Origin of the sequence: Streptomyces sp. NPDC006283, assembly GCF_040613325.1 — a bacterium.
In the GTDB taxonomy this organism is placed as follows: Bacteria; Actinomycetota; Actinomycetes; order Streptomycetales; family Streptomycetaceae; genus Streptomyces.
The window spans coordinates 15,096-41,196 of sequence record NZ_JBEXRZ010000048.1 but is presented as its reverse complement, the minus strand read 5'-3'; the positions used below and the strand labels follow the sequence as shown (position 1 = coordinate 41,196).

Annotated in this window: 25 protein-coding genes; 19 read left to right on the top strand and 6 right to left on the bottom strand. The window is 70.1% G+C overall.

Features of this window, described 5'->3' with window-relative positions; all coding sequences use genetic code 11:
• From ABZ070_RS13285 to ABZ070_RS13265, 5 genes are all read left to right on the top strand, one after another.
• The coding region (locus ABZ070_RS13285; RefSeq protein WP_356633105.1) for a hypothetical protein at positions 1-1,711 on the top strand (1,711 nt) is incomplete at its 5' end.
• A gap of 60 nt (positions 1,712-1,771) precedes the next feature.
• Positions 1,772-2,494 carry a TetR/AcrR family transcriptional regulator gene (locus ABZ070_RS13280; RefSeq protein ID WP_356633103.1) on the top strand — a complete coding sequence of 241 codons (723 nt, stop codon included), beginning with the start codon at positions 1,772-1,774 and terminating at the stop codon, positions 2,492-2,494.
• Positions 2,495-2,568: 74 nt separating this feature from the next.
• Positions 2,569-3,150 carry a GNAT family N-acetyltransferase gene (locus ABZ070_RS13275; protein WP_356633101.1) on the top strand — a complete coding sequence of 194 codons (582 nt, stop codon included), beginning with the start codon at positions 2,569-2,571 and terminating at the stop codon, positions 3,148-3,150.
• Between the two features lie 17 nt (positions 3,151-3,167).
• Complete coding sequence (locus ABZ070_RS13270) at positions 3,168-4,220, top strand: LacI family DNA-binding transcriptional regulator (protein WP_356633099.1); 1,053 nt, start codon at positions 3,168-3,170, stop codon at positions 4,218-4,220.
• A 123-nt stretch (positions 4,221-4,343) separates the two neighbouring features.
• On the top strand, positions 4,344-5,252 hold the full coding sequence (locus tag ABZ070_RS13265) for a phosphatase PAP2 family protein (RefSeq protein ID WP_356633097.1): 909 nt from the start codon (positions 4,344-4,346) through the stop codon (positions 5,250-5,252).
• Between the two features lie 142 nt (positions 5,253-5,394).
• Here the strand turns inward: ABZ070_RS13265 and ABZ070_RS13260 are convergent, their stop codons facing one another.
• A complete protein-coding gene (locus ABZ070_RS13260) occupies positions 5,395-8,382 on the bottom strand; it encodes a bifunctional [glutamine synthetase] adenylyltransferase/[glutamine synthetase]-adenylyl-L-tyrosine phosphorylase (RefSeq protein ID WP_356633095.1) in 2,988 nt (995 codons plus the stop codon).
• Between the two features lie 302 nt (positions 8,383-8,684).
• Here ABZ070_RS13260 and ABZ070_RS13255 point away from each other — a divergent pair, with 302 nt between their 5' ends.
• From ABZ070_RS13255 to ABZ070_RS13240, 4 genes are all read left to right on the top strand, one after another.
• Complete coding sequence (locus ABZ070_RS13255; protein ID WP_356633093.1) at positions 8,685-10,847, top strand: PIG-L family deacetylase; 2,163 nt, start codon at positions 8,685-8,687, stop codon at positions 10,845-10,847.
• Positions 10,848-10,917: 70 nt separating this feature from the next.
• Positions 10,918-11,445, top strand: a complete 528-nt coding sequence (locus ABZ070_RS13250; RefSeq protein ID WP_356633091.1) for a pyridoxamine 5'-phosphate oxidase family protein — start codon at positions 10,918-10,920, stop codon at positions 11,443-11,445.
• Between the two features lie 42 nt (positions 11,446-11,487).
• Complete coding sequence (locus ABZ070_RS13245; RefSeq protein WP_356633089.1) at positions 11,488-11,919, top strand: VOC family protein; 432 nt, start codon at positions 11,488-11,490, stop codon at positions 11,917-11,919.
• A gap of 339 nt (positions 11,920-12,258) precedes the next feature.
• On the top strand, positions 12,259-12,951 hold the full coding sequence (locus tag ABZ070_RS13240; RefSeq protein WP_356633087.1) for a class I SAM-dependent methyltransferase: 693 nt from the start codon (positions 12,259-12,261) through the stop codon (positions 12,949-12,951).
• 78 nt (positions 12,952-13,029) lie between these two features.
• Here the strand turns inward: ABZ070_RS13240 and ABZ070_RS13235 are convergent, their stop codons facing one another.
• The gene (locus tag ABZ070_RS13235) at positions 13,030-13,257 is read right to left on the bottom strand and encodes an antitoxin (RefSeq protein ID WP_356633085.1); all 228 of its coding nucleotides are present in this window, start codon (positions 13,255-13,257) and stop codon (positions 13,030-13,032) included.
• Between the two features lie 235 nt (positions 13,258-13,492).
• Here ABZ070_RS13235 and ABZ070_RS13230 point away from each other — a divergent pair, with 235 nt between their 5' ends.
• On the top strand, positions 13,493-14,380 hold the full coding sequence (locus ABZ070_RS13230) for a sigma-70 family RNA polymerase sigma factor (protein ID WP_356633083.1): 888 nt from the start codon (positions 13,493-13,495) through the stop codon (positions 14,378-14,380).
• A 623-nt stretch (positions 14,381-15,003) separates the two neighbouring features.
• On the opposite strand, the gene ABZ070_RS13225 is transcribed toward ABZ070_RS13230, so the two are convergent.
• The gene (locus ABZ070_RS13225; protein WP_356633081.1) at positions 15,004-16,911 is read right to left on the bottom strand and encodes a TerD family protein; all 1,908 of its coding nucleotides are present in this window, start codon (positions 16,909-16,911) and stop codon (positions 15,004-15,006) included.
• Between the two features lie 339 nt (positions 16,912-17,250).
• On the bottom strand, positions 17,251-17,694 hold the full coding sequence (locus tag ABZ070_RS13220) for a hypothetical protein (RefSeq protein ID WP_356633079.1): 444 nt from the start codon (positions 17,692-17,694) through the stop codon (positions 17,251-17,253).
• A gap of 517 nt (positions 17,695-18,211) precedes the next feature.
• Between ABZ070_RS13220 and ABZ070_RS13215 the strand changes: the two genes are divergently transcribed.
• The 4 genes from ABZ070_RS13215 (at position 18,212) to ABZ070_RS13200 (ending at position 21,582) form a co-directional block, all read left to right on the top strand.
• Entirely contained in the window at positions 18,212-18,991 is a 780-nt protein-coding gene (locus ABZ070_RS13215) for a trypsin-like peptidase domain-containing protein (RefSeq protein ID WP_356633077.1), read from the top strand.
• Positions 18,992-19,038: 47 nt separating this feature from the next.
• Entirely contained in the window at positions 19,039-20,079 is a 1,041-nt protein-coding gene (locus ABZ070_RS13210; protein ID WP_356633075.1) for a hypothetical protein, read from the top strand.
• 467 nt (positions 20,080-20,546) lie between these two features.
• Complete coding sequence (locus ABZ070_RS13205) at positions 20,547-21,008, top strand: GntR family transcriptional regulator (RefSeq protein WP_356633073.1); 462 nt, start codon at positions 20,547-20,549, stop codon at positions 21,006-21,008.
• A gap of 1 nt (position 21,009) precedes the next feature.
• The gene (locus tag ABZ070_RS13200; RefSeq protein WP_356633071.1) at positions 21,010-21,582 is read left to right on the top strand and encodes an HD domain-containing protein; all 573 of its coding nucleotides are present in this window, start codon (positions 21,010-21,012) and stop codon (positions 21,580-21,582) included.
• Here ABZ070_RS13200 and ABZ070_RS13195 read toward each other — a convergent pair.
• Together ABZ070_RS13195 and ABZ070_RS13190 are read right to left on the bottom strand one after the other, a co-directional pair.
• A complete protein-coding gene (locus ABZ070_RS13195; protein WP_356633069.1) occupies positions 21,570-22,043 on the bottom strand; it encodes an NUDIX domain-containing protein in 474 nt (157 codons plus the stop codon). The genes ABZ070_RS13200 and ABZ070_RS13195 overlap by 13 nt on opposite strands.
• Before the next feature lie 2 nt (positions 22,044-22,045).
• Positions 22,046-22,762, bottom strand: coding sequence for an XRE family transcriptional regulator (locus ABZ070_RS13190; protein WP_356633067.1), 717 nt, complete (start codon positions 22,760-22,762; stop codon positions 22,046-22,048).
• Positions 22,763-23,466: 704 nt separating this feature from the next.
• On the opposite strand from ABZ070_RS13190, the gene ABZ070_RS13185 reads away from it, so the two are divergent.
• From ABZ070_RS13185 to ABZ070_RS13165, 5 genes are read left to right on the top strand one after another with little or no spacing between them, the layout of a single operon-like run.
• A complete protein-coding gene (locus ABZ070_RS13185; protein WP_356633065.1) occupies positions 23,467-23,730 on the top strand; it encodes a DUF6284 family protein in 264 nt (87 codons plus the stop codon).
• Positions 23,727-24,587, top strand: coding sequence for a protein spdB (locus ABZ070_RS13180; protein ID WP_356633063.1), 861 nt, complete (start codon positions 23,727-23,729; stop codon positions 24,585-24,587). The genes ABZ070_RS13185 and ABZ070_RS13180 overlap by 4 nt, the downstream gene beginning before the upstream one ends.
• 53 nt (positions 24,588-24,640) lie before the next feature.
• Entirely contained in the window at positions 24,641-25,330 is a 690-nt protein-coding gene (locus tag ABZ070_RS13175; protein WP_356633061.1) for a DNA methylase, read from the top strand.
• Positions 25,330-25,716, top strand: a complete 387-nt coding sequence (locus tag ABZ070_RS13170; RefSeq protein ID WP_356633059.1) for an RRQRL motif-containing zinc-binding protein — start codon at positions 25,330-25,332, stop codon at positions 25,714-25,716. Before ABZ070_RS13175 ends, ABZ070_RS13170 begins: the two co-directional genes overlap by 1 nt.
• Positions 25,700-26,086, top strand: coding sequence for a DUF6251 family protein (locus ABZ070_RS13165; RefSeq protein ID WP_356633057.1), 387 nt, complete (start codon positions 25,700-25,702; stop codon positions 26,084-26,086). The genes ABZ070_RS13170 and ABZ070_RS13165 overlap by 17 nt, the downstream gene beginning before the upstream one ends.
• Positions 26,087-26,101 lie beyond the last annotated feature (15 nt).

The window sequence follows — 26,101 nt, the reverse complement described above, 5'->3', positions numbered from 1 at the left end:
GGGCGCCTGCGACCCCGGCTACGCCTACGTCCGCGACCGGGTGCTGCGCCAGGCCCTGGAGGCCGCCCTGCCGCTGCGGCGCCGTGCGTGGCCCCGGCGCGCCCAGTTGCCGCCGCTGCTGCCGCATGTGTGGGGCCTGCGGGTCTTCCCCCGGTCCGGCGGCGCCGACGCACTCGCCCTGGATCAGCGGCTGGCCGCGCTCTCCGGTCCCGGCAGAGCCGCCTATGTGCTGAGCGGCCTCGAGCACACGGCCGACCGACAGGTGCACGAAGCACTGGCCAGGGCCGGGGTCGCGGACCCGGAGGCGGCGGTGGCGGAAGCCGGCGAGGCCAGGGGCGAGGACGGGGGGCGCGGCGCGGAACTGCTGGGCTCGCCCGAGTTCGACGCGTGCTCGCTCCAGGTGCGGCCCCCCGATCTGCTGCGCCGCCGCCGGCACGTCAGGGCGGCCGTGGTGGCGGCCGCGGCCCTCGCGGTGTGCGGGACGCTGCTCCTGCTGCCGGGCGACGGTGGCGCGAACGCCGGAAGCAGGCCGTACGCCGGTCATGCGGCCGTCGAGGCGGCGCTGGACCCGGGCAGGCTGGTGCGCGTCTCCCCCACCGCCTGGAAGCAGTCCACCCGCAGGGACTTCTCGGTGTGGCCGGCTCGCGGACCGCTCGCCCGGGACCGCGCTCTGCTGGGGCGGGCGCTCGCCGCCTGGGCCGCGCCCGGTGGGGCGGTGCGGGTCTCCTCGACGCCCGGCACGCCGTCCGGGCCGCCCATGGGGCCGCCGCACCTGCTGTTCGCCGGCGAGGTGGACCGGGCGCGCGTGGTCGTGCTGTACGACGGGCTGCGCGTGGTCCGTTACGCCGAGGCGACCGGGGGGCGGGGCGCGACGGGCGGTGCGGCGCTCGACTTCGCGCGTGCGGACGGGGCGGACGCCGCCGTCTCCGGCGCGCTCGTGGCGGGGCGTGGGCCGGGCAACGTCCGTTATCTGACCGCCCCTTGGGTGCGCGGGGTCGCGGCGTCGGACCTGCTCGACCCGGCGGGGCGGCCGCGACCGCTGCGTCGTGACGCGAACGGCCTCACCGACCTGCCGGCGACCTCCGCGAACGAACAGGGGTGCCGGACATGGCAGGCGCTGGAGCTGGACGACGGGAGCGCGGCCCGGCTGGTGACGGATCTCGGCGAACTGATCCCCGCGCACCTCACCCACGGGCCGCCCGACGCCCCGAAGGACGTCACGGGCGCCGCCGCGCGCGAGTCCTGGGCACGTACGGCGTGCCTGCTGCCGGGCGTACGGGCCCACGGGGTTCGCAGCGTCAACTCCTGGCAGTTCGCGCGGCAGCGGCTGCCGGAGGCGAACGGCACGGCCGCCTGGGTGTGTACGCGTGCCGAGACCTGGCGGGGTACGGGGAGCAGGGTGATGGCCCAGTTCCACGCACCCGCCGTAAGGCCGGGCGAGCCCGGCGCGGTCGCGGCGAGGGCGCAGGACTCGCCGTCGTGCGGGGTGCGCGAGCCGCGGGTGCTCGCGGGTGTGCTGTGGAAGTCGCAGGCGGGGCAGTGGTACGTACTGGCGGCGGGCAGCCGGCAGCTCACCTCCGTCACCGTCTCCGGCGGCGGGGTCGAGGGCGAGGCGGCGGGCCATGTGGTGGCGGTCCGAGCTCGTGCGGGCTCCCGTCCCGAACTGAACGGCCGTCTGGACGACGGCAGTCGGGTGAGCTCCTTGCGCTGAGCCGGCGGCACCCGCTCGGTCCAGGGCCTCGACGTTCCGGTCGGTCGGTAGGGTGGACTCATGACGACCGGGGTGCGGCGCAGAATGGGCGTCGAGGAGCGCAGGCAGCAGCTGATCGGTGTGGCGCTGGAACTGTTCAGCCACCGCTCCCCCGACGACGTCTCGATCGACGAGATCGCGGCGGCCGCGGGGATCTCCCGCCCGCTCGTGTACCACTACTTCCCCGGCAAGCAGAGTCTGTACGAAGCGGCGTTGCGGCGGGCGGCCGACGAGCTCGCGGGGCGCTTCCTGGAGCCGCCGGAGGGACCGCTGGGGGCCCGGCTGCTGCGGGTGATGGGCCGGTTCTTCGACTTCGTCGAGGAACACGGCCCCGGCTTCTTTGCGTTGATGCGGGGCGGGCCCGCCGTCGGCTCGTCCACGACCAACGCGATGATCGACGAGGTGCGGCAGGCGGCCTACGAGCAGATCATCAAGCACCTGGAGATCGACCGCCCGTCCGCGCGCCTGGAGCTGGTCGTCCGTTCCTGGGTGTCGCTCGCCGAGTCGACGGCGCTGCTCTGGCTCGACGGACGGCGGATTCCGCGTGCCGAGCTGGAGTTGCAGCTGGTGCACGACTTCGCGGCCCTCGCGGCGGTGAGCGCCGCCTACGACGAGGAGATGGCCGCGCTTCTGGTGCGCATCCTCGCCGACGAGCCGGTGGAGGGCCCGTTCGGTGATCTCGTGGGCCGGCTCATGGCGCTGGCGCCCGCGGTGGCGAAGGTGCCCGCGCAGCGCTTGCGGTAGGACGCCCGGGGCCGTGCCCCTTTCGAGCGGGCCGGCGGTGCGGCGGCAGGCGCTCCATCGCCATCATGGTCCCTATGATCACCGACTCCGACTCCGACTCCGACTTCCGTCCCGCGACCGGCGCCGACGTGAACACCCTGGTCGCCCTCTACGACAGCGCCTCCCACTGGATGCTGCGCAACGGCATCGACCAGTGGAAGCCCGGTGACAAGGACGCCGGCCACTTCGAACGCCGGATCGCCGAGGGCGAGGTGTGGCTGCTGGAGTCCGGCGGGCGGGCCGTCGGGGCGTACGAGGTGTGGTGGGAGGACATACCCGCGTGGGGAGTTCAGCCTCCTGTCGCCGGCTATGTGCACCGCCTCATGACCGCTCGCGAGCACGCCCCGACCGGTGCGGGGCGGGCGTTGCTCGCCCACGGCGAGCGGCGGATCGCGGCCGGCGGGCGGCAGTTGGCGCGGCTGGACTGCCTGAGCAGCAATCCGCGGCTGCGTGCCTACTACGAGGCGGCCGGCTACCGGGTGGTCGGCGAAGAGCCCGCCAAGGAGGCGACCGACGGCAGCCGTTACGGCGTGCTGCTCCTGGAGAAGCCTCTTGGCCGTCAGGTCCTCGAGGCAACCGCCGCCGCAGCGCGGCCTGGTGGGCAGCCGCCTTTGTGACCGGTACAGTCCAATCCGTGACCGCACCCGCACGCCTGGCCGACATCGCGACCCAGGCGGGGGTCAGCGAAGCGACGGTGAGCCGCGTCCTCAACGGGAAGCCCGGAGTCGCCGCGACCACCCGCCAGACGGTGCTCGCCGCTCTCGACGTACTCGGCTACGAACGGCCCGTACGGCTGCGGTTGCGCAGCGCCGGGCTGGTCGGGCTGATCACACCCGAGCTGGACAACCCGATCTTCCCCGCCCTCGCCCAGGTCATCGGCCAGGCGCTGACCCGGCAGGGCTACACCCCTGTGCTCGCCACCCAGACCCCCGGCGGGTCCACCGAGGACGAACTCACCGAAATGCTGGTGGACCGGGGCGTCTCGGGCATCATCTTCGTCTCCGGGCTGCACGCCGACACCACGGCCGACATGCAGCGCTACGACCGGCTTCGCGCCAAGGGCGTCCCGTTCGTCCTCGTCGACGGCTTCGCGCCCGGCGTGCACGCGCCGTTCATCTCCGCGGACGACCGCAGCGCGGTGCGGCTCGCCGTGACCCACCTCGTCTCGCTCGGGCACACCCGCATCGGCCTCGCCGTCGGCCCCAGGCGGTTCGTCCCCGTGCTGCGCAAGATCGAGGGCTTCCACCTCGCCCTGCGGGAACAGCTCGGCATCGGACCGCAGGCCGCGCAGGAGCTGATCCAGCACTCGCTCTACACCCTGGAGGGCGGCCAGGCCGCGGCCTCCACCCTGATGGACCGCGGCTGCACGGCCGTTGTGTGCGCGAGCGACATGATGGCGTTGGGCGCGATACGGGCGGCCAGGCACCGGGGCCTCGAAGTGCCGGACGACATCTCCGTCGTGGGCTTCGACGACTCACCGCTGATCGCGTTCACGGACCCGCCGCTGACCACCGTGCGCAAGCCGGTGACAGCAATGGGGCAGGCGACCGTACGCGCGCTGCTGGAGGAGATAGGCGACAGCCACTCGGCGTCCGCGCCGGACCGTCCGAGGGCTCCCGTGCACGGCGAGTTCGTCTTCCTGCCGGAGCTGGTGGTTCGGGGTTCAACGGCCTCCGCGGCCCGTTAGCGACTTCCGCGGCCCGTTCGCCGCCCCCGGGGAAACCCCTCCTCCGCAAGGGGGAGATCATGCCGTACGAACCCGACGGGGGGATGATCGGAGAGTGCCACTTATCTGGCAGACTCCTCTCCCATGGGTGAAGCGACCGTGAAGACCGTGGAAGGCCGGACGGCGACCCCGTCACCCATGGTGGAGGACGAGGCCGCTGCCGCTCCTCCACATGCCCCCGACCGGACGCCGCGCGGTTGGCGCGTCCCGCGGACTCCCGGCCGCCCTCGCATCTGGTTCGAAATCCTGCTCATCGCGGTGAGTTACTGGACGTACTCGCTGATCCGCAACGCCGTGCCCGAGCAGAAGTACCAGGCCCTGCGCAACGCGGACTGGATCTGGCAGGCGGAGAAGACGCTCGGCATAGCGGTGGAGGACTCCGTCAACCACGCCATCAACTCGGTGACATGGCTCATCGTGTCGATGAATTACTACTACGCGACTCTGCACTTCATCGTGACGATCAGCGTGCTGGTGTGGCTCTACCGTGCGCATCCCGGGCGCTACGCGGCCGCCCGACTCATCCTTTTCGCCACCACTGGTGTGGCTTTGGTCGGTTACTACCTGTACCCGCTCGCACCGCCCCGGTTGATGACCGGACAGAGCTTCATCGACACCGTTCTGGTCCACGACACCTGGGGCTCGATGGCCTCCGGCAACTTCAAGAACATGTCGAACCAGTACGCCGCGATGCCGTCCATGCACATCGGCTGGTCGCTGTGGTGCGGCCTCATCGTCTTCGCGGTGGCGACGGCGCCGTGGGCGAAGATCCTGGGCCTGCTCTACCCGACGCTGACGCTGGTCGTCATCGTGGCCACGGCGAACCACTTCTGGCTGGACGCGGTGGGCGGCATGGTCTGCCTCGCGTTCGGCTTCGGGGTCTCGTACGTGTGGTACCGGGCGTGGCCGCATCGGCTGCCGCGGCGGGTGGACGAGGCGCCGCGCGACCCGTCGGCGGAGCCTCGTCGCTTCCTGCCTGCAGCCCGCGCCTGACGCCCCCGGCGGGCCGTCCTGTCGGGGCTCCGCCCGAACCCCGCGCCTCACACTCCGCCACGGCCCGGCGGCCGTGGGGGCCCTCAGTGGGGCCTGAATTGCCCCGGCCCGGGGAGAGATACCCGGCGAGGCCGGAGCTCGCCTACGCGTCGTAGAAGATCGACTCCATCACGGCCCGCGCCCGTCGCGTCACCCGGCGGTAGTCGTCCAGCATGTCTCCCACGTGTCCCGGGCCGTAGCCCAGATACCGCCCCACCGCCGCGAGTTCCCTCGCCTCGGAGGGGAACGTGTCGCCGGCGCGGCCGCGGACCAGCATCACGCCGTTGCGAACGCGGGTCGCCAGGACCCAGGCCTCGTCGAGGGTCTGGGCGTCGTCCGCAGAGATGAGGCCCGCGGTGCGGGCCGCCGCGAGGGCCTCGCGGGTGCGGGTCGTGCGCAGTCCCGGCTCCGTGGCGCCGTGGCGCATCTGGAGCAGTTGGACCGTCCATTCGACGTCGCTGAGGCCGCCCCTGCCGAGTTTGGTGTGCAGGGTCGGATCGGCGCCGCGCGGCAGGCGTTCGGACTCCATGCGCGCCTTGAGCCGACGGATCTCCCGCACAGCCTCGTCGCCGAGCCCTTCGCGCGGGTGGCGGAGCGGGTCGATCAGGTCGATGAACGCCTCGGCGAGGGGCATGTCGCCCGCCATGGGCAGGGCGCGCAGCAGCGCCTGGCTCTCCCAGACCAGCGACCAGCGGTGGTAGTACGCCCGGTAGGAGGCGAGCGTGCGCACGAGCGGCCCGTTGCGCCCCTCGGGCCGCAGGTCGGCGTCGATGAGCAGCGGCGGGTCCGCGGTGGGCAGCTGCAGCAGCCTGCGCATCTCGGCGACGACCGCGGCGGCCGCCTGTGCCGCTTCCTGCTCGTCGACGCCGTCGCGCGGTTCGTGCACGAAGAGGACGTCCGCGTCGGAGCCGTAGCCCAGTTCGTGGCCGCCGAAGCGGCCCATGCCGATCACGGCGAAGCGGGTGGGCAGGGTGTCGCCCCACTTGTCGCGTACGGCGGCGCGCAGCGCCCCGGCGATGGTGGCGGCGGTGAGTTCGGTGACGGCGTCGCCGACGCGGTCGACCAACGTGCCGGGGTCGCCCTCCGCGGGGTTGTCCTCGGTGCCGTAGGAGCCGATGAGGTCGGCCGCGGCGGTACGGAACAGCTCCCGGCGGCGTACTCCTCGGGCCGCGGCGACCGCCGCCTCCGCGGTGTCGGCCCGGCCGACGGCGGCGAGGATCTCCTGCTCGAGGTGGTCACGGCCGCGGGGACGCAGTCCGCCTGGGTCTCCGAGGATGGCGACGGCCTCGGGGGCGCGCAGCAGCAGGTCGGGCGCGAGCCGCCCGGCGGACAGCACGCGCGCCAGGTTCTCCGCGGCCGCGCCCTCGTCGCGCAGGAGCCGCAGGTACCAGGGCGTTTTGCCGAGCGCGTCGGACACCTTGCGGAAGCCGAGGAGGCCGGCGTCGGGGTCTGCGGAGTCGGCGAACCAGCCGAGCAGGACGGGCAGCAGGGTGCGCTGGATGGCTGCCTTGCGGCTCACCCCTGAGGCGAGGGCCTCGAGATGGCGCAGGGCGGCGGTCGGGTCGGCGTATCCGAGGGCCTCCAGGCGCTGGCCGGCCGCCTTGGGGCTGAGCCGGGTCTCGCCGGGGGTGAGCTGGGCGACGGCGTCGAGCAGCGGCCGGTAGAAGATCTTCTCGTGCAGCCGGCGTACCACGGAGGCATGCCGCTTCCACTCCCGGTTGAGTGTGGCGACGGGATCGGTGCGCAGGCCGAGGGAGCGCCCGAGGCGGCGCAGGTCGGCCTCCTGTTCGGGCACCAGGTGGGTGCGCCGCAGCTTGTGGAGCTGGATGCGGTGTTCCATGGCGCGCAGGAAGCGGTACGCCTCGTCGAGCTGGGCCGCGTCGGCACGTCCGACGTATCCGCCGGCGGCGAGGGCCTGAAGGGCTTCGAGGGTGGTGCCGCTGTGCAGGGTGGCGTCGCTGCGGCCGTGGACGAGTTGGAGCAGCTGGACGGCGAACTCGACGTCGCGCAGACCGCCGGGGCCGAGTTTCAGTTCGCGTTCGATCTCGGCGACGGGGATGTTGTCGACGACGCGGCGGCGCATCTTCTGGACGTCGGCGACGAAGTTCTCGCGCTCGGCGGCCTGCCAGACGAGCGGGGCGACGGCTTCGATGTACGCCTCGCCGAGGGCGGGGTCGCCTGCGACGGGCCGGGCCTTGAGAAGGGCCTGGAACTCCCAGGTCTTGGCCCAGCGCTGGTAGTAGGCGAGGTGGCTGGAGAGCGTGCGCACCAGCGGCCCGTTGCGTCCCTCGGGCCGCAGGTTGGCGTCGACGGGCCAGATGGTGCCCTCAATGGTCGTCTCCGAGCAGACGCGCATCAGGTGGGACGCGAGCCGGGTCGCGGCCTGGAGGGCCTTGGCCTCCTCCGTGCCGTTCGTGGGTTCGGCGACGAAGATGACGTCGACGTCGGAGACGTAGTTGAGCTCGTGGCCGCCGCACTTGCCCATGGCGATGACGGAGAGCCGGCATGCTGCGGCGTCGTCGGGCGCGGCGGCGCAGGCCATGCCGAGGGCCGCGCGCAGGGTGGCGGTGGCCAGGTCGGCGAGTTCGGCGGCGGCCTCGGCGACGTCGGTGGTGCCGCACACGTCGCGGGCCGCGATGGACAGCAGGCAGCGGCGGTAGGAGACGCGCAGGGAGTCGGGGTCGGTGGCGTCGGCGAGGCAGCTTTCGAACTCCGCGACGCCCGGGTGCAGATCGGCGGACTCGTAGGTGGCGAGGGCGTGCCAGTCACGAGGATGGCGGGCCAGGTGGTCGCCGAGTGCCTCGGACGCGCCGAGGACGCCGAGCAGCCGGTCGCGCAGCGGCTTCGCCGTGACGAGATTGTCCAGGAACCGACGCCTTTCGCCCGGTTCATGCGCCTCGACGAGGCGTACGAGCGCGCGCAGGGCAAGGTCCGGGTCGGCCGTGGCGCCGAGGGCGTCGAGGAGGACCGGATCGCTGCGCACCGACGACATGTCGGGGAGGTCGAGGAGCCGTCCGGCGGCGGAGGCGTCGGTGAAACCATGCCTCAGCAGCCGGGTGAAGGTGCTGCTCCTGCGCCCCGGAACCGTCATCCCGGTCTCCCGTCCTGCCGTCTCGCCCATGCCGCCCTGTGCGCCCGAGCGTAGCCGCAGGGCCGCGGACCGGCCCCGGCGGACCACGCGCAGTCGTGTCCCGGTGCGCCGGCCGCTCGGGCCGGTGGCCGGTGACGCACTCCACAAGTGACGTACGCGGCACGTGAGATACACCATGTTCCGCCCTCATCGGCCCCGGTGAACCGCATCCTCGGTATCTCCGTCTTCACGGCCGACCAGCGGTGATCCATGTTCTCGCCGGTCAGAACCTTGACCGACCTGAACACCGAAAGCACCACCGAATGCGCTCGTCCGGGCTTCGCCGCCGCTTCGCCCTGCTGTCCCGCCGTGCCCCGGCGGCGGCCCTCGTCATCGCCCCGCTCCTCGGCATGGGCGCCTTCGTCGGCGCCGACATCGCCACCTCCGACGTGTCCCGGACGGCCCCCGGGACCCGCCCCTCGGCGGAGCCGGGCGGGCACGGGAAGCAGCCGGCCGCGGCGGCCCGCCCGGGGACCGCGTCGGTGATGCAGATCGTGGCGCACCCGGACGACGACCTGTTCTTCATGAACCCGGACACCCGCCAGGCCGTCGTGTCCGGCCACCCCCTCACCTCCGTCTATCTGACGGCCGGCGAGTCCGACGGTGTCAACGCCGCCCGCACCGGCCCGATGGCTCCCGTCGCCCCGCCCGCCGCCGACAAGGAGCGCTACGCGGAGGCCCGGCAGAACGGCATCCGTGCGGCGTACGCGGAGATGGCCACCGGTGACCGCACCAGCCCCTGGCGACGCACCGCGATACGCACCGCCGGCGGCGGCTCGGCCGAGCTCGACGTTCTGGTGGCCCGTCCCCGGATCAGCCTGGTGTGGGTGCAGCTGCGCGAGGCGGGGTCGATACACGGGGACCGTCCCAGCAGCCTGCACGGCCTGTGGGACGGCCGGGTGGACCGGCTGCGGTCGCAGCTCGCCTCCGGCAGCCCGGTCGTGCGGGACTTCGCGTACAGCAAGCGGCAGGTCGTCGACACGGTGGCGGGGCTGCTGGAGCGGTTCGAGCCGACGCATGTGCGGATGCAGGACCCGACGCCCGGCGTGATCGCGGCGACGGGCAACCACTCCGACCACCAGGACCACATGTTCGGCGCGCGGTTCGCCCAGGCGGCGCTCGCGCAGTACGCGGCGGCGCCCGGCCACCCCGCCTTCTCCGTGCAGAACTATCTGGGCTACCTCACCAGCGGCCTGCCGCGCACCCTCGACCCCGAGACGGCCGCTGCGAAGCTGCGCACCATGCGGACGTACGCGTGGATGGACGACAAGAACTACTGCGGCGACGAGCAGGCCGGGTGCGGCGACCGCAAGGTGGCCGCCCGCCCCGGCGGCCACGGGTGGACCGACTCCGTCCGCTACACCCGCGGCGAGTCCACGTCATGGGTGCAGCCGGGCGCGGACGGCGGGGCATGGGCGTTCTCGGTGCTCGACACCCGCCTCGCGGTGTGGCACCGGTCGGCGCACGGCGTGTGGGAGGGGCCCCGGCTGCTGGGCGGCACAGGGATCGACAGTGGCGTCACGTCCGTTCGTCGTGCCGACGGCCGGATCGCGGTCTTCGCCACCCGTACGTCCCTGGGGGCGGCTCCGGCCGACTACCGCAGGGACGTCGTCACCGCCGTCCAGCGCACGCCCGACGGCGAGTTCGGGCCGTGGCAGTCGCTGGGCACCCCGGGACGCGACGACGCCTCCGGCAGGTCCGACATCAGCGCTCCGGCGGCCACCGTCGACAAGGCCGGCCGGATCACGGTCTACCTCCGCAACGGCCACCACTCACTCAGCTCCCGCGCCCAGCGGACGGACGGCTCCTGGGCTCCGGCGTGGCAGGAACGCGGCGGCCGCGACCTGCACGGCGACCCGGCGGTGGCCTCGGACGCGAGCGGCCGTCAGCATGTGTTCGTCGCCACGCCGCAGACGGTCCTGTCCTGGACGCAGGCCACCCCGGGCGCCCCGCTGAGCGGCCCGTCGGCGACCCGGCTGCCGCCGACGACCCTGGCGCTGAGCGCGACGCCGGACGGCGACGGCGTACGGCTCTGGTTCCGCAAGCCCGTCTCCGGCGACGTCCGCACGGCCCGCTTCTCCGGCCCCCTGGCCTCCCCTGTCGTCGATCTCGGTGGACCCACGGGCTTCGGCCCGGTGAGCGCCTCGGGCCCGGACAGCGCGGTGCTCGCCGTCCGCTCGGGCACCGGTGTGCCGGGCACCTCGCTGCCGAAGCCCGGCACCGGCACCGGCACCGGCACCGGCGCAGCGGGACGATCCGGTTCGGCCGGGGCGCCGTGGCAGCCGGCCGACCGCGCGCCCTGGCAGTCTTCCGGGCCGCTGTTCGTCGGCGCGCCGGCGGGCGCCGGCGCGGGGGTCGGTGCCGTCGGCCAGGACGGCCGGCTGTACTGGTCCTCGGCGGGCGGCCGGTGGGGGCCGGTCGGCTGAGAGATGAGTACGGGGCGCCGCGGCGGTCTACACATGCGCTGAACCGTCACCCGTCGTGAGAGGACGCGCCATGCCCGCGACCGAGCCCCTGCCGGCGCCCCAGCCGGAACTGGACGCCCGCTACAGCGATCCGAAGGCGTCGCCGGCCGACTGGTCCGAGGCGCTCGCCCAGCTGCGCGGCGCCGAGGTCTTCTGGCTGACGACCGTACGGCCCGAGGGCCGACCGCACGTCACACCGCTGATCGCCGTCTGGCACGACGGCGCCCTGCACTTCTGCACGGGCGCCGAGGAGCGCAAGGCGAAGAACCTCCGGCACAACCGGGAGGTCGTCCTCACGACCGGGCGCCCCTCCCTGAGCGAGGGCGTGGACGTGGTCGTCGAGGGCGAGGCGGTCCGGGTGACCGACGAGCCGAGCCTGCGCGCCCTGGCGGGGCGTTACGTGGAGAAGTACGGTCCCGACTGGACGTTCGAGGTCGGTGACGGGGTGTTCGTCGGCGACGGCGTCGAGGCCGTGGTGTTCCGGGTGGCGCCGCGAACGGCCTTCGGCTTCGCGAAGGGCGACCCGTACGGCCAGACCCGCTGGCGTTTCGACCACTGACGCGGCCCGGTACGCGCGTCGAACCCGACGAAAGGAACCACCGTGGAAATGACCCTCGAGGTCGTCCCCGTCCCGGTCGCGGACCTGGACCGCTCGAAGACCTTCTACGCGGAAGCGTGCGGTTTCAAGGTCGATCTCGATTCGGAGGTCGTCCCCGGCATGCGGATCATCCAGCTGACCCCGCCCGGTTCACGCTGCTCGATCGCGCTGTTGAGCGGCATGCCGGCGCACCCGGAGCAGCCCGTGATGTCCCCCGGCACCCTCCACGGCCTCCAGCTGTGCGTCACGGACCTCGCGACGGCTCACTCCGAGTTCATGTCGCGCGGTGTCCCGGTGACACCGATCCAGCACGTGGGCGCGACCGGCTGGGAGGACGGGCCGGGCGAGGAGTGGAACTCGTTCATGTTCTTCAAGGACCCCGACGGCAACAGCTGGTGCGTCCAGGAGGCGCCGTCACCGCTCTCGGAGCGCTGAGGGCCCGCGCCGCGCGGGAGCCGGGCACTGGGGGCGCCCGGCCCGCCGGCCGGTGCAGCGGCCGGCCCCGGCGGTGCGGTCTGCGCCGGGAAGACGCGCGTCCCAGGAGCCCGGCAGCACAGCCCCGGCCCCGAACCGCTCGCCTGCGCGGGAGGCTGCACGGCACCCCACGAACCGTGCGCGACGGAACCGGAGTCGGCGGCGGAACCGGAGTCATGGGAAGCGGCTGCAGCCGCTGCATCGCCGCCCGGCGCGCAGGGACCGAGGCGTCCGTCCTTCGCCGAGCCGGCTTTCACTGCCGGAGGGCGCACTGTCAGAGGCGGCTGGTATCCCTGCCGCATGGAATCCCATCACTCGCCCGCCATGAGGGCACGCTCGCCGCAAGACGCCTTCCTCACCGACATCCGTGCGTCGTACGACGCCATCGCCGAGGGGTACGCGGAGCTCTTCAAGGCCGAGCCGGAGGCGAAACCCCTTGCCCGTGCCATGCTCTCGGCCTTCGCGGAAACCGTCGCGGCCGACGGGGGCGGCCCCGTGGTGGAGTTCGGGTCCGGGCCGGGGCGGGTGACGGCGTATCTCCACAGTCTCGGGGTGGACGTCAGAGGCGTCGACCTGTCCCCCGTCATGGTCGCGCTGGCCCGGCAGACGTACCCGCAACTGCGGTTCGACGAGGGCTCGATGACGGAGCTCGGCGGCTTCGCGGACGGCTCGTTGAGCGGGATCGTCGGCTGGTATTCGCTGATCCACCTGCCACCGGCTCGGGTCCCGGCCGTGCTGGCTGATTTCCACCGGTTGCTCGGGCCGGGCGGGCACCTGGCGCTCGCCTTTCAGGTCGGGTCGGACATCTCACGGCACACCGAGGCATTCGGCCGTTCCATCGCGCTCGACTTCCAGCGGATGCAGCCGGACACGGTGGAAGCCCTGCTCGGCGAGGCCGGGTTCGAGGTACGGGCCCGTCTGGTGCGCGAGGCGGAGCCGGACGAGAAGACGCCGCAGGCATACCTGCTGGCCCGCAAGCGGGGCCGGGTGTAGACGCACGTCGGTCCGGGTCGGCGGCCACGCTCGCCGACCCGGACCGGGCCGTTTCACACGCGTGCGGTTCGAGTGCTGTTACGGGGCCGGCGGCTCGTCGCGACGCTCCTGTCCAGGAGTACCGCCCGCAGCACCGGTACCGCCGCCACCGAACTGCTCCCGCATCTTTTCCTGGCCCGTGTCCACGTGGCGGCTGTACTTGCCCTGGGTCCTGCCGTCCACGTAGTCGCCGGCCTTCTCGATGCCCTGGTCCGTCTGCTCGGGGTGGCCTTTGAGCATGTTCTTGAGCTTGTCCATCATGGACATGGGGTTTTCCTCCTCGACGCAGGGTTCCCCCGACTCCAGGGTCGGCGTACGCGGTGGGGTTCGCATCCCAGCGGCGGATATCTAGGACGGTTCCTGTCCTCGATGCCCGGTCGCGGCCCCGTCACCGGCCACACCGTCGTCCCCGCCGTTCCTGTCACATCAGGAGGGCACGGGGGGTCTACTTCTACGAGACTCCGCAACGGGGCAGATGACGTGATGACGTGAGGGATGCGACGTGAGCGACGAGCAGGCATGGCTGACCCGGCGTTTCGAGGAGGACCGGCTGCGGCTGCGCGCGGTGGCGTACCGGATGCTGGGCTCGGCGACCGAGGCCGAGGACGCGCTCCAGGAAGCCTGGCTGCGCATCGACCGGGCCGACGCCCGCAGCGTCGAGAACCCTGGCGGGTGGTTGACGACGGTGGTGGCCCGCGTGTGTCTGAACATGCTGCGCGCACGCCGCTCCCGACGCGAGGAGCCCCTCGACGTACGGCCCGCCGACCCTGTGGCCGGCCTCGAGGACGCGCCCGACCCCGAGCAGGAGGCCGTGCTGGCCGACTCGGTGGGGCTGGCCCTGCTGGTGGTGCTGGACACCCTCACTCCGGCGGAGCGTCTCGCCTTCGTGCTGCACGACATGTTCGCCGTGCCGTTCGACGAGATCGGGCCGATGATCGAGCGCTCGCCGACCGCGGCCAGGCAGCTCGCGAGCCGCGCCCGCCGACGGGTGAAGGGAGGCGCGGCGGTTCCGGAGTCCGATCTGAGCCGTCAGCGCCGAGTCGTCGACGCGTTCCTCGCCGCCTCGCGAGGCGGGGACTTCGAGGCGCTGGTCTCCCTGCTCCACCCGGACGTGGTGCTCCGGGCCGACCGGGCGGCGGGCCCCACTCCCGAACCTCTTGTCGTCCGGGGCGCCGAGAAGGTGGCCAAGGGCGCGGGCGCCGCCGCGCAGCGGGCCAGGTTCTCCCAGCCGGCGCTGGTGAACGGAGCGGTCGGGCTGGTGATGGCGCCGCGCGGCCGGCTGTTCCTGGCACTGGCTTTCGGCTTCGCCAACGGCAGGATCACCGAGATCGACGTGATCGCGGACGCGGACCGCCTGCGCGACCTCGATCTCGCGGTGCTCGACGACTGACGACGCACGCCCACCGCGAGCCCGGCCGCCCGAGTAAGGAGGCGGCGGGGCTCGCACGGCGAGGTGATCCGACATCAGTGGGCCCTTCAGGACCCGCCGAGGGGTCGTGCGGGCCCCTCGACGCCTGATCCGCGCCTACAGCACCGGCAGGGACTTGCGCAGCTCGAAGGCGGTGACCTCGCTGCGGTACTCCTCCCACTCCTGCTTCTTGTTGCGCAGGAAGTGACGCTTGGCTGAACCGCGCTGCCGGGATCCATAACGCCGCAGGTAAGGAAGCCCGTTGAATGGTGAGCGCTGGTGGGCAGTGGTGGCCTGCGGCCGCCCTCCGACGGCCCGGAGACGGCCCGGGCATCTCTCGCGTAGAGGTCAATGGTCACGTGCACACGTCTTCGGAGGACGGCTCCACTTTGTGGCGTTCGCGCTGGTCAAAGAATCCTAAAGCGGCGACCTGCTCCACCCTGTCCGCGGGTCCACCGACCGCCGCTGGCCCTTCGTGCAGCAGCTGGCAGCTAAGGGTCGGCGGCTCCCTGCCTCGTACAGCACATAGGTCGGGGCAGCACCACGTCGCCTGGGCTTGATCCAGACTCAGCTGACGCGCAGACCTCCGCCTCCGGCACCATCGTTCAGTCGGCGATGTCGACCCCGTATCCGCGTACCAGCACTTCGAGGCCGTGGTCGTAGCCCTGGCCGACGGCGCGTAGGCGCCAGACCGGACCCCTGCGGTAGATCTCCGCGAGCAGCATGGTGCGCTCGGTGGTGGCGGCATCCAGGGTGGCCCGGGCAAGCGGGGCCCCGCTGCTGCCGGGAGCCGCGCCGATCTGGATCGCACCGACCGTCCCGAAGGTGGCGGCGCCGTCGATGGCCGCAGCGACGACGACCTTGTGCGTCGCGGGCGGCAGGGAAGCCAGGTCGAGGGCGATGGTCTGTTCGGCCGGGCCGCCGGTCAGCAGCCGCACAGTCCCGGCCGGACTCTCCGGAGCTCCGTAGAAGATGAAGTCTCCGTCGCAGGTGACCTGTTCGTCCTCGTCGAGGAGGAAGGCGACGACGTCGACTTCGTAGCCGGACTGCGGGGCCCAGCTGGCGGTGACGTACCACTCTGGCGCGGGTCTGCCGTGCGGCATGGGCAGGTCGATGACCCCGCCTCTCGGCATCACGTGCGGCTGCTGAAGCCGGAGAGCCGCCTCGGCCGGGGAAGCGGCGGTTGGAGCGGTGAGCCAGTGCAGGTCGTGCACGGGGAGCCCGAGGGCGGTGATGCGGCTCATGCGCCGGTCGCCTTCCCCTCCCGGCAGGAGCACGACGTCGGTGACGCTGGCGGACAGGTTGACCGCGGCGGACCCGCCCAGCCCGACGATGCGGGTGCGAGTCGCCGCGGCATCGGCATGGGCACCACCGAGCACCAGCACGCGGCGCCCCGCCAGAGGCCTGTCCAAGGTGCCGACGGCGGGCTCCGGTTGGCGCGGAGCCGGTACTGAGACATCGGGGGCGGTCGTGGGGAGGGCTGCTGCTTCCGGAACGGGTGCGGCAGTTGTTGTGGTCGGCACCGGCTCCACGGGTCCGACGACTGGTTCTGCTTCCGGCTCAGCCACTGGGACGACAGCGACAGCCGCCTGATGCGCTGCCCCCGGCCGTACGTCGGCCAACAGCCGTAGGAAGGTGTGCTCATCGATGACCGGAACGCCTTCGGCGAGCGCGCGTCGGGCCTTCGCTGAATCGGACGCCGGTTCATTGGTGACCAGCACGCTGGTGTGCCGGCTTACGGAGGTCATCATGTTCAGCCCCGTGGCAACCGCCCGCCCGACCAGCTCCGCTCGGGCATGGGCGGTCTCACCGGTGATCGCGACCTTCATCCCCTGCTGGAGAGGCCCGCCGGGAGCCAGCCGTCCCGGATTGCGGTACGCGCAGGGAGACTTCGGCGGCTTCGGCGTGAACTGGGACTCTGCCCGGGGCGGGCAGGTCACCAGCGGTAGGGGCAGATCGAGCCGCGCTGCCTCGCGCAGTGATGCCCACAGGATCCCGGCCAGCACACGGGTGTCGTCCAGCGCATCGTGAGCACGCTGCTGGGGGACGCCGTAATGGGCGGCGAGGGTGCCGAGCTTCATGTCGTCCGTCGGAGGATCCACCTGGCGATTCAGAGCCAGGGTGCACAGCCGCTGCGACACCGGCAGCCACATCCGCGCACGGGCGAACTCGTAGGCCAGGAAGTCGTAATCGAACTGGGCGTTGTGGGCGACCAGAACCCGGTCCTGGAGCATCGCTCCGATCCGCCCGGCGACCTGGTCGAAGGTCGGCGCCCCATGCAGTCGCTCGACGGTCAGCCCGTGCACGTTCACCGGCCCCGGATCGCACCCCGGATTGAGCAGCGTCGAGAACTCCCCGGTCTGCTCGCCGTCCGGACCGATCGTGATCACTGCTACGGACAGGACGCGGTCTCGCCGAGCTATGAGCCCCGAGGTCTCCACATCGACCAGGGCCCAGTCGTAGGCGTAGTCGCCCATGAAGGGCACGTCCAAGGAGGTGGAGACAAGGCTCATGGTGGCAAGGATGATCTGATATGCGGCCCTCCTTCAACCTGCATGACGATTTATCCACATCTGGACGGTCGTAGCGAGCTGTTCGTCTCGCGCCGACCGCAGAGAGACCCACGCTGCGCGCCCCGCATAACCGCGGCTGACTGGTCTCTTTGGGCGCGCACTGTCCCCGACATCTGCTTTGTAAGCCTGGCGCAGACTCTAACCGGTTCTTCCGGGTCACCTGCCTATGGCGGTGCTGCACCTACTGCCCGGCGCTTGCCCCCTCGCCCCCCTTGACCGACCGTGGTCGACCGCAACTTCTGGCACAGATCTGGCACGCACGGTCTCGGAGGAACGAAGTCAGATCGCGAACTCGTGAGTGATCCCGACGCAGACGTCCCCCTCGAAGAGCAGCGCTATGTGGTACACGTCGCTCTGCCATTGCAGGAGTACCTGCCCGGGCCCCGCCACGCTGAAGCTGGAGTGAGGCCCAACCACGGCACTGATGTCGTCCTTGCTGCGGCCCGCCAAGTCACCGAGGCTTGCAAAGCCCTGTGCCAGCCTCCGCCCGCCGGGCAACAATCCCGAGTCTTCGCTCATGATGCCCGCGAACTCGTTTGCCTCAAAGAGGATTCCGATGTGGTAGCTACCGTCTTGCCACTGGACCAGAGTTTGGCCCGGCCCCACCATGCTCCGACTGATTGGCCCGCCCACAGCAGTGACGATCTCGTCCAGCGTGCGACCCGTCAGATCGCCCAACTCGCCGAAACCTTGCTGCAGTCTGTGCCCTGCCATCTCGAACATTGCCCCTCCCTGGTGCGATGACGTCCATGTCAGAGCTTCTCAGCTACCGTCGCCGTGCGCTGCTGAATGACGTTCGGGCGGCTTCGCGATGATCGTCAACGTTCGATGGTCGCTCGCAGGTCCGCGGGAGTCGGTCACGGTGCGCGCCGGTGGATCATGCGGTGACAGTTCGCGCAGCGCGCCCCTGGTCCCACTTGTGGGCCACTCCGGCGATCGCCTTCGAGTCGTAAGCCTGCCCGTCATGTACGAGAACGTATGAACGAGCCTCGCCGAAGCCGTAGCTCGCTAGGAACGCCTCGCGTCCTGCCTCGTCGTGCTCAGCCATTGCCTGGAGCACGGACCCCGTGCGATCGCTCCTTGCGCATGGCTGAAGGCTACGGCTGAGGACCGACAACGCACGACGAGTGCCAGCAAAGCCCTGCCGGTTAGGCACCAGTACGTATATCTTTGCCCCTCAACAGGCGCCCAGGAAGCCATTACGGATCACCGGCTTTCCTGCTGACGGAGGGATTAATACATGCTCATTTCCGAGCCGTCTGTCCAGTCGCTATTCTTGGTGGCCACGACCAACGGTCAACAAATCGGTAGCGCCACTGGCTTCGTAGTCCTAAAAGACGGTGCTCCGTATTTGATAACCAATTGGCACGTCGCAAGCGGCCGCCACCCCGGCACCGGCCAACCCCGCAGCAGAACCGGAGCGACTCCAGATACGCTACACATTCCCATGCTTTTGCCTCAGAAGAATGACCGGATCGAGTGGCAACCCATCCCCCAACCCTTGTTGACCGAGGACGGAGATGCGGCTTGGCTGGAGCATCCACGCTTCGGGCGTCGTGTCGACGTAGTAGCGCTTCCGATGTCCAACCTGGATGCCATAGATCTACACCCCTATCAAGTTGCGGCGAGCAAATTCCAACTACGGGCACAAGTGTCAGACTTCGTCAACATCATCGGATTTCCCTTCGGGCGAACCGCAGGGGGTGTATTCGCAATCTGGACCAAGGGCGCCATCGCTTCTGAACCGGAAGTTGATTTTGACGATGTTCCTTGCTTCCTGATCGACGCAAGGACTCGTGAGGGGCAGTCAGGGTCCCCGGTAATCGCCTATTCTCCCGGCGGCCCGACCGCTATGCATGATGGATCCCTCGCGATGATGTCCGGACCTCTGGTGAATCTTCTAGGGGTTTACTCAGGACGCATTAACGAGAATTCAGATCTCGGCGTGGTCTGGAAAGCTTCGGTGATCACAGAGATTCTCGAAAGCGGAGTTCCAGGCAAAGGTACGCTCAGGGCTTAAGGTTAAGCACGCTACCTTCCGAGATGGAAAGGCACAACACAGTAACCATGACTGAATCCGCCGAGCATCAGTTCTTATCTCAGTGTGTTACGACAACCCTGAGTCGCCTTTCGGCCACTAACCTCTACGCCTACGTGGAGGCAGAGCGACGTAAGTTCGACTTCGCATGCGAGCTCCTGCGCGACTGGTCACGCCCCCTGGTCGGACAAACCCTGTGGAATCACACCGCTGGCGTCGATAAAGACCTTCGCACCATGTTGCTCGATCCCGACGCCGAGGTCTGTGCCTACGTCGCCAGAGACACGGTAAAGGCTCGCAGACTACTCTCCGAAGCCATAAAAGATTTCCGATCCGGCGCTTCCCCTGTCGCGCCACACCGCCTTCGAGTCTTTTGGGTGCCCCAGGACTTCGATGCAGATATTGAGGACCAGCGCATGGTCGTGCAAGAGATGCTGCACGAAAGCATCAGCCGCGACATCCTCATGAACGTGGTATTCGGTAACCTAACTCGAGAGGATGCGCGCTTCTTCATACGAACAGGTGGACTCCCGGGATTGCATTTGACTGTTCTTCACGCCATTTCCACCCAGCAGAAGCAGTACTCCAGGCCAAGGGAGCTGGCCGAAGCACTGAACGTGTCTCAGGGAGCAATCCGCGACCGTCTTGTACGTCTTCTTGGCTGCGGCTTTCTGGCACAGTTTGGGGGTGGTACGACGCTTACACGGGCAACGCCGAAAGGTCGCGTCTTCCTAGACCTCTGCAGCGAGCTCTGGAAGCAGCACTCCTCCGGCAACCGGGTGGGCGATGAAACACTACAGATTCTACGTCTGCTGGATATGCGCTATGCACCGAGCGCAATCGAACGTTCCCGCGCATCATTGCACTTGGCCGGCCCTCTTCTGACCGAGGTTCCCGAAATGGCTACGGGCCGCCTGCTCGCCACAATCGAGGCAGCCTCAGAACGATGGGGCATCAACTTCGACAGAATCGATCACATCGTAGGAGAAAGCGAAAAGCCGGTCGAGGCATGGGAGTCACTTCCTGGGCAAATAGTTCGACGGCTAAGGAACGAGAGTGATCTGTACTAGCCGGTAGCCTGTCGAGCGTCAGGCTGCCCGAACGGGCGGCGGAGCGGCTTTGGTCGGGAGCTGCCATGGGGCGAGAGATCATGGCCCCGCAAGCTTCCGGCGAGTCGGGCAGTCTGTGGACCTGCCCGCTAAAGCACGACGTTGGGGCCATGATCTTCGAGGCTCGCCCCATGGTGGCTACCTAAAGCCGCGGAGCCGACCGCCCAAACCTCGTGCCGGCCGCCCTCAACTCGGGCAAGACGCTTCGCTCTAGCCGCGCGACCGACGTAGCCGGGGACGGAGCGGGGCAGAGACAGGAGCGTCGTCCCCGGCGGTGACGCCGGGGAGCGCGCGCGGCGAGCGGAGCGAGCCGCCTTAAACCACGTAGGGAAAGTACGAGCTCATGAAACCCGACCCGCTCGACTCCGGAGCCGAAACGATGCCGTGGGACGCTTGTCCACGAACACGAGCACGAGAAGGGAGACCAGGTGTCGCAGGAGGCTAGCCCTCGGGGAACCTTCCTGAGGATTGCCGATGTGGTGAAGGCAGAGATTGATGCCAAGCCGGAAATGGCCGAGCTGCCGTCGGCGGCGGAGCTCATGCGGAACCACGGGGTCTCACGCGGGGTCGCGCTGCGCGTCTTCGGTGTCCTGGAGAAGGAGGGGCGAGCCGAGCGGGTGCCCGGGGGACGGTGGCGCGTCGTCCGGCCGGGGCAGGAGCGTGACCGGCGGCCGCTGACCGAGCAGATCGCAGAGGTGATCCGCACCGACGATCTCAAAGTGGGGGCACATTTCCCCAGCACGAGTGTGCTGGCCGAGCGCTTCGGTGTCTCACGGCCCACGGTGGCCAAAGCGCTCGACAAGCTGGAGGCAGCCGGCCTGCTGTCAACGAGCCAACAAGGAAAGCAGCGAACCGTACTGGCCCTGCCGGGCCGAGAGGAGCGTTCGTAGCGTGAGCAGCACGGGACTGACCGACTGGGCCTACCCGTTCGCGGAGTCATTGCTCGCCGAGCCGCTACCGCGGCGGTGGGCGCACTCGCTCGGGGTCGCCGAGCGCGCTCGAATCATCGCCCCGATCCTGGGCGAAGATGCCGAGCTGCTGGAGGCCGCGGCGGTACTTCACGACATCGGCTACTCACCCGACCTCGCCAAGACCGGATTCCACCCACTCGACGGCGCCCGGTACCTGAGGGACGTCGCCAATGCCGACGTTCGCGTGATCCGTCTCGTGGCCCACCACTCCTGCGCCTGGATGGAGGCGGAGGCCCGCGGACTGCGCGAGGAACTGGAATCCGAGTTCCCCCGCGAGCGCGCGGAGCTCTCCGACGCGCTCTGCTTCTGCGACATGAATACGACGCCGGACGGGGCCCCGACGAATCCCGTTGACCGCGTGACCGAGATCGCGGGGCGGTACGGGCCCGACAGCCTTATCGGCACGTTCATCCGGCGCGCTGAACCGGAGATCCTCTCCTGCACCGCCCGCGTACTCGAACGGGTCGCCGTGGTGAAGCGTCAGCCGACGTAGGGAGCCGTCCGTGTCCGGTCCATGGCGTGCTCGATACGGAGCCGCATCGTTGGGTGGATGTCGAGTCCTGCCAGGTCCGCTGGTGCGACCCAGCGGACCTGCGTCGTCTCGCTACTCGTACGCACATCCCCGCCGACGGGCCGGGCGCGGAAACAGATGCTGAACTGCTGGCGCGCCTCGCCGTCGTCATAGAGCATTACGTGCCCCGGGTCGGTGTAGATCCCGGACATGTCGACGACTTCGGCCTTGATGCCGGTCTCTTCCCACACCTCACGCACGACCGTGTCGCTGATCGTCTCTCCCACGTCGTGGCCGCCGCCAGGGAGTGCCCAACGTCCGTTGTCGGACCGCTGAATGACCAGCACCTCCCCTGCGTCGTTCTGCACGAACGCCACGACGGACGGCACCACCGAGTTGGCCGGCGGGGCATCGGGGTCGTGAAGGTAGTCAATTCGTCCCATGGTCAAGCTCCCGTGAGGTCGTGATCCGTCACCTGGCGCGCGCCTCCCCAGGTCTGCTCGATGCTATTCGCGTACGTGTCGAAGAGACCGCCGCCCGGCAGGCGTCGCAGGTGCAGGACGGGCGCCATGTATGCGCCGATGCCGTAGACGTGGGTGTTCACGAGCATCTCGTCGTCGGCCCGGAACAGTGAGTTGTAGAGCGTCGCGTCGTGGAGCCGGAAGCCGATGTCCGGGTGGCTCTTGAACAGCGGGCGGTAGTTCATCAGTGCGTTGCGAATCTTGCCGTCCATGATCTCGTGGCCCTCGTCTATGCCACGCTGCTTCACCGCCGCACAACCGGGGTCGCCAAGCAAGACGCGTACTTGAGCGTTCCCCTGCACCTTGGCCTTCAGCAAGTCGATGAACTGCGGATCCTCCGAGAGCCACAGGCCGGAGTAGACCAGCACGTCAATGTGTGATTGGGCCCGCCCATAGATCTCCCGCCACAGGCCGGCGGGCACCATGTGCCGATGCGGGTAGACCGTCACGATCTCCGCTCTGCTCAGGTCGGTCGCGCTGTCCACCGTGCGGGAGTCTTCCCATAGGGTCGTCACCTCGACTTTGAGCACGGACGCCGTCGCGTACTGATGCCGCCGATAAGGGACTTTCCCCTGCGTGATCCAGCGCTCAACCGTCTTCGGGTTGACCTCGATCGCTTCAGCCAGGTCCTGCACGGTCATGCCTTGCGTCAAGAGAGCAGACCGTAAGCGCTCGTTGGACATCTCAACCCCCGGTGGGACGTCTAGGGACTTCCTGACCGTAGCGAGATGACCTTTAGGTGTCTACGCGCGGGGTGAACAACGCCCCTTGCCTGCAGAGATTCTGATGGTGCGCCAAGAAGTTCCAGCGCGAGAACGGGAGAGTTCGGCGTCAGGCTTGACGGAGCCCGATGCAGTACCTGTAATGGAGGTACTGCATCAGCTCAGTCGGGCGATTGCGGTTCTCTGCCGTATCAGGGGGGCCCTTTTGGGGCTGCTCGGAAGCGGTGCTCAACAACTGGACAGCGTGATCCACCGCAGCACCACGGCCGTGAGGACGCCGGCCGAGGCGAGTGGAGACCAGCCGACCGAGAACGGGCCCGCGTCACAACCGGGCCCCACACCCCGCGCAGGGGGACACGCCATTGGCTCTAAAGAACCGCGTGGCCGACATTGACGCCGCGATGCGCCCCGGGAACCAGACCTCCCCGGGGTCAGCGGCACCACGCGAATCGGAGATCTGAACAACCGCGCAAGCACTCGCTGCGGCCGGTTGCCTCCGCTGCTCGTCTCGTACGAGCAGCGCTGAGGGGAGCCGGATTCACCGACTTCAACGGCGTGCGGCCCCGGTGTCCTACCACCGGGGCCGCTGTTCGAGCCGTTCCTACGCGAGAGGAACACGACTCATGAAGCACATCGGTGCTGTTCAGGCGCTTGTTACCGCCACCTACTTCGACCGCGGGCCCACGGCCGCGGAGCTGGACGCGATCGAGCGGGAGATGCCGCTGATCCTGGCGGAGGTCGACCTGCTGGACGCGCAGATCATGACGATTGACCGTCCGGCCAGCGAGCTGGACACCCGCCGTGTGCGCCGGGCCCGCAACCGGGTGATGGCCGCTCGCAGGGACCTGGCCAACCGCGCCACCGACGTGGTGGGGGGTGCGGCATGAAGGCCAAGACCGTACTGCCCGCCGTCGCGATGACGGCCGTGTCCATGGTGCTCACCCTCGCCGTGGTGGTGATGTGGCTGGGCGAGGCGATGCCGTGGCCGGTCGCCCTGGTCGTCGGTCTCGGGATCGACGGCGGATGGCTCGCCACCCTTGCCTACGAACGCCGCCTGGCCGCGCAGGGCGATCACTCCACCCCGGTCACGGCCGTCGGCTGGTTCTTCGGTCTGGTCGCGACCGGGGTCCTGGTAGCTCACGCCCTCACCGAGGAGTCCGCCGGCGCCTGGCTCGCCGTGGCCTGGCTGCCGCTCGCGGCAAAGGCCCTGTGGCTGGTCCACAGCCTGTGGGAGCGCACCGCGCTCACTCCGGGCGCGCTCGGAGCGATCCGGGGTATCCAGCAGGAGGCCCGCGATGAAGCGGCCGTGTCCCGGGCCAGGCTGCGGGCCGATGCCGCGACCGAGGAGACGCGGTTGACGGCCGTGACGCAGGCCGGGGCCCGCGTCGCACGCGTCCAAGCAAGGACGGCACAGACGCTGTCCCGGGCGTGGTCGACGCTCGAATCCGCGCGGGACGGTGAGGACACGAGTAGGGCGCTGACCAGCGTGACGACGCGCGTCCCGCCCGGCGTCACACCCGCGTGGGAGCTGCCGGTCTGGGGCCCCAGCGAGCCCGTTCCGGTACTCGCTCTGAACGCGGCCCCGGCGCTCGCGGACGCGGAGCTTGACCGTCTGGTCGACGAGATCCGTCACAGCGAATCCCCCGCCCTGTCGTATCGGGATATGGCCACCCGGTTCCGGGCGGCCGGTCACTCCGCCTCCGAGGTCCGCCTGTGGGCCGCGTGGAAGCGCGTGGCCGCGTGATGAGGCGCCGGCCGCGGGTGCTGGACTTGTTCTGCGGTGCCGGTGGTGCGGGGATGGGGTACTGGCGGGCGGGGTTCGAGGTCGTCGGGGTGGACATCGTGCCCCGGCCCTCGTACCCGTTCACGTTCCTCGAGGGCGACGCGCTCGATGCCATGCGGGAGATGTGCCAGGACTTCCACCTGGTGCACTCCTCACCGCCGTGCCAGTCGCAGTGCACGCTGACCAAGGGCACCAACAAGGGCCGCCAGTACGTCGACCTGATCCCGCAGATGCGGGAGCTGGGCCAGTGGTTCGGCGTGCCGTGGGTCATCGAGAACGTCAACGGCGCGGGCATCCGCAAGGACCTCACCCTGTGCGGCGAGATGTTCGGACTGGGCGTGATCCGGCACCGGCACTTCGAACTCGGCTGGCTCGACGAGGCCTCCCAGCCGCCGCACCGCCCGCACCGCGGCCCGGTCCGCGGCTGGCGACACGGCGTCTGGCGGGACGGCCCGTACATCGCCGCCTACGGCAAAGGCGGCGGCAAGGGAAACGTCGCGGAGATGCAGCAGGCCATGGACATCACATGGACCGTCGACCATCACGAACTCACCGAAGCGATCCCGCCCGCCTACACCCGCTACATCGCAGAGCAGTACATCAGCGGCGACTGGGCCGCAGCCTTCGAACCCTCCGGCGCAGTCCGGCTCCGCCAACTCGCCCGCGCCGCAACCCACCCGAACCACTGCGCGAGGGCCGCCTGATGGGCCGCCGCCGGGACCTGTACGACCCCACCGGCGAGCGCCACGGCATCCCCACCTTTCCCTGGCGCTTGGCTCCGGACGGCTACGCCACCTACCGCCAACTCAGGGCCGCCGGGCTCCGGCCGGGTGGCCAGGGCGTCGCCGCGCAGTGCCTACGACCGCGCCGCCGTCGCGGACCGCTGGTCGCCTACCTCTACCGCATCGACCGCGCCAAGCCCATCCGCCCCATGACACCGGCCCGATGGGCGGCGCTCGCCAAGGCGAACACCGCTCGCCGCATGTGCCCCGGCTGCGGGCGCGATGCCGGATACGTCATCCCCGCTTCGCTCGGCACCTGCGTGCCCTGCGCCTACCCCGAAGGGACCACCGATGGAATCGCTGCCTGACATCGCCCGTGTGGTGCAGCTCCCGGACGGCACCCACGTCTACCTCCAGCCCGACCAGTTGCCTGCCGTACAGCCGCCGCAGTACAGCGGTCCGCAGGTCGTGCACCAACACGTGCACCATGCGCCGCCCGATCGCACGGTGCAGCGCATCGCGCTCGGCTCCGGTGTCGGCGCCGGTGCCGTCGCGGCTGGCGTCTACTTCGGCCCCCTCCTGGTCGGTGTCCTGACCGCAATGGCCGCGAACCTGGCGCTGCTCGCCTTGATCGCCGCCGTCTGCGCCTGGGGCGTCGTCACCGTCGTCAAGTCGGTCGGCGGCCAGGACGGCAAGAACGCGGCGAAGAACATCAGCAGGGCCCGCCGCCGTCGCTGACGGTTGCCTGTCCGC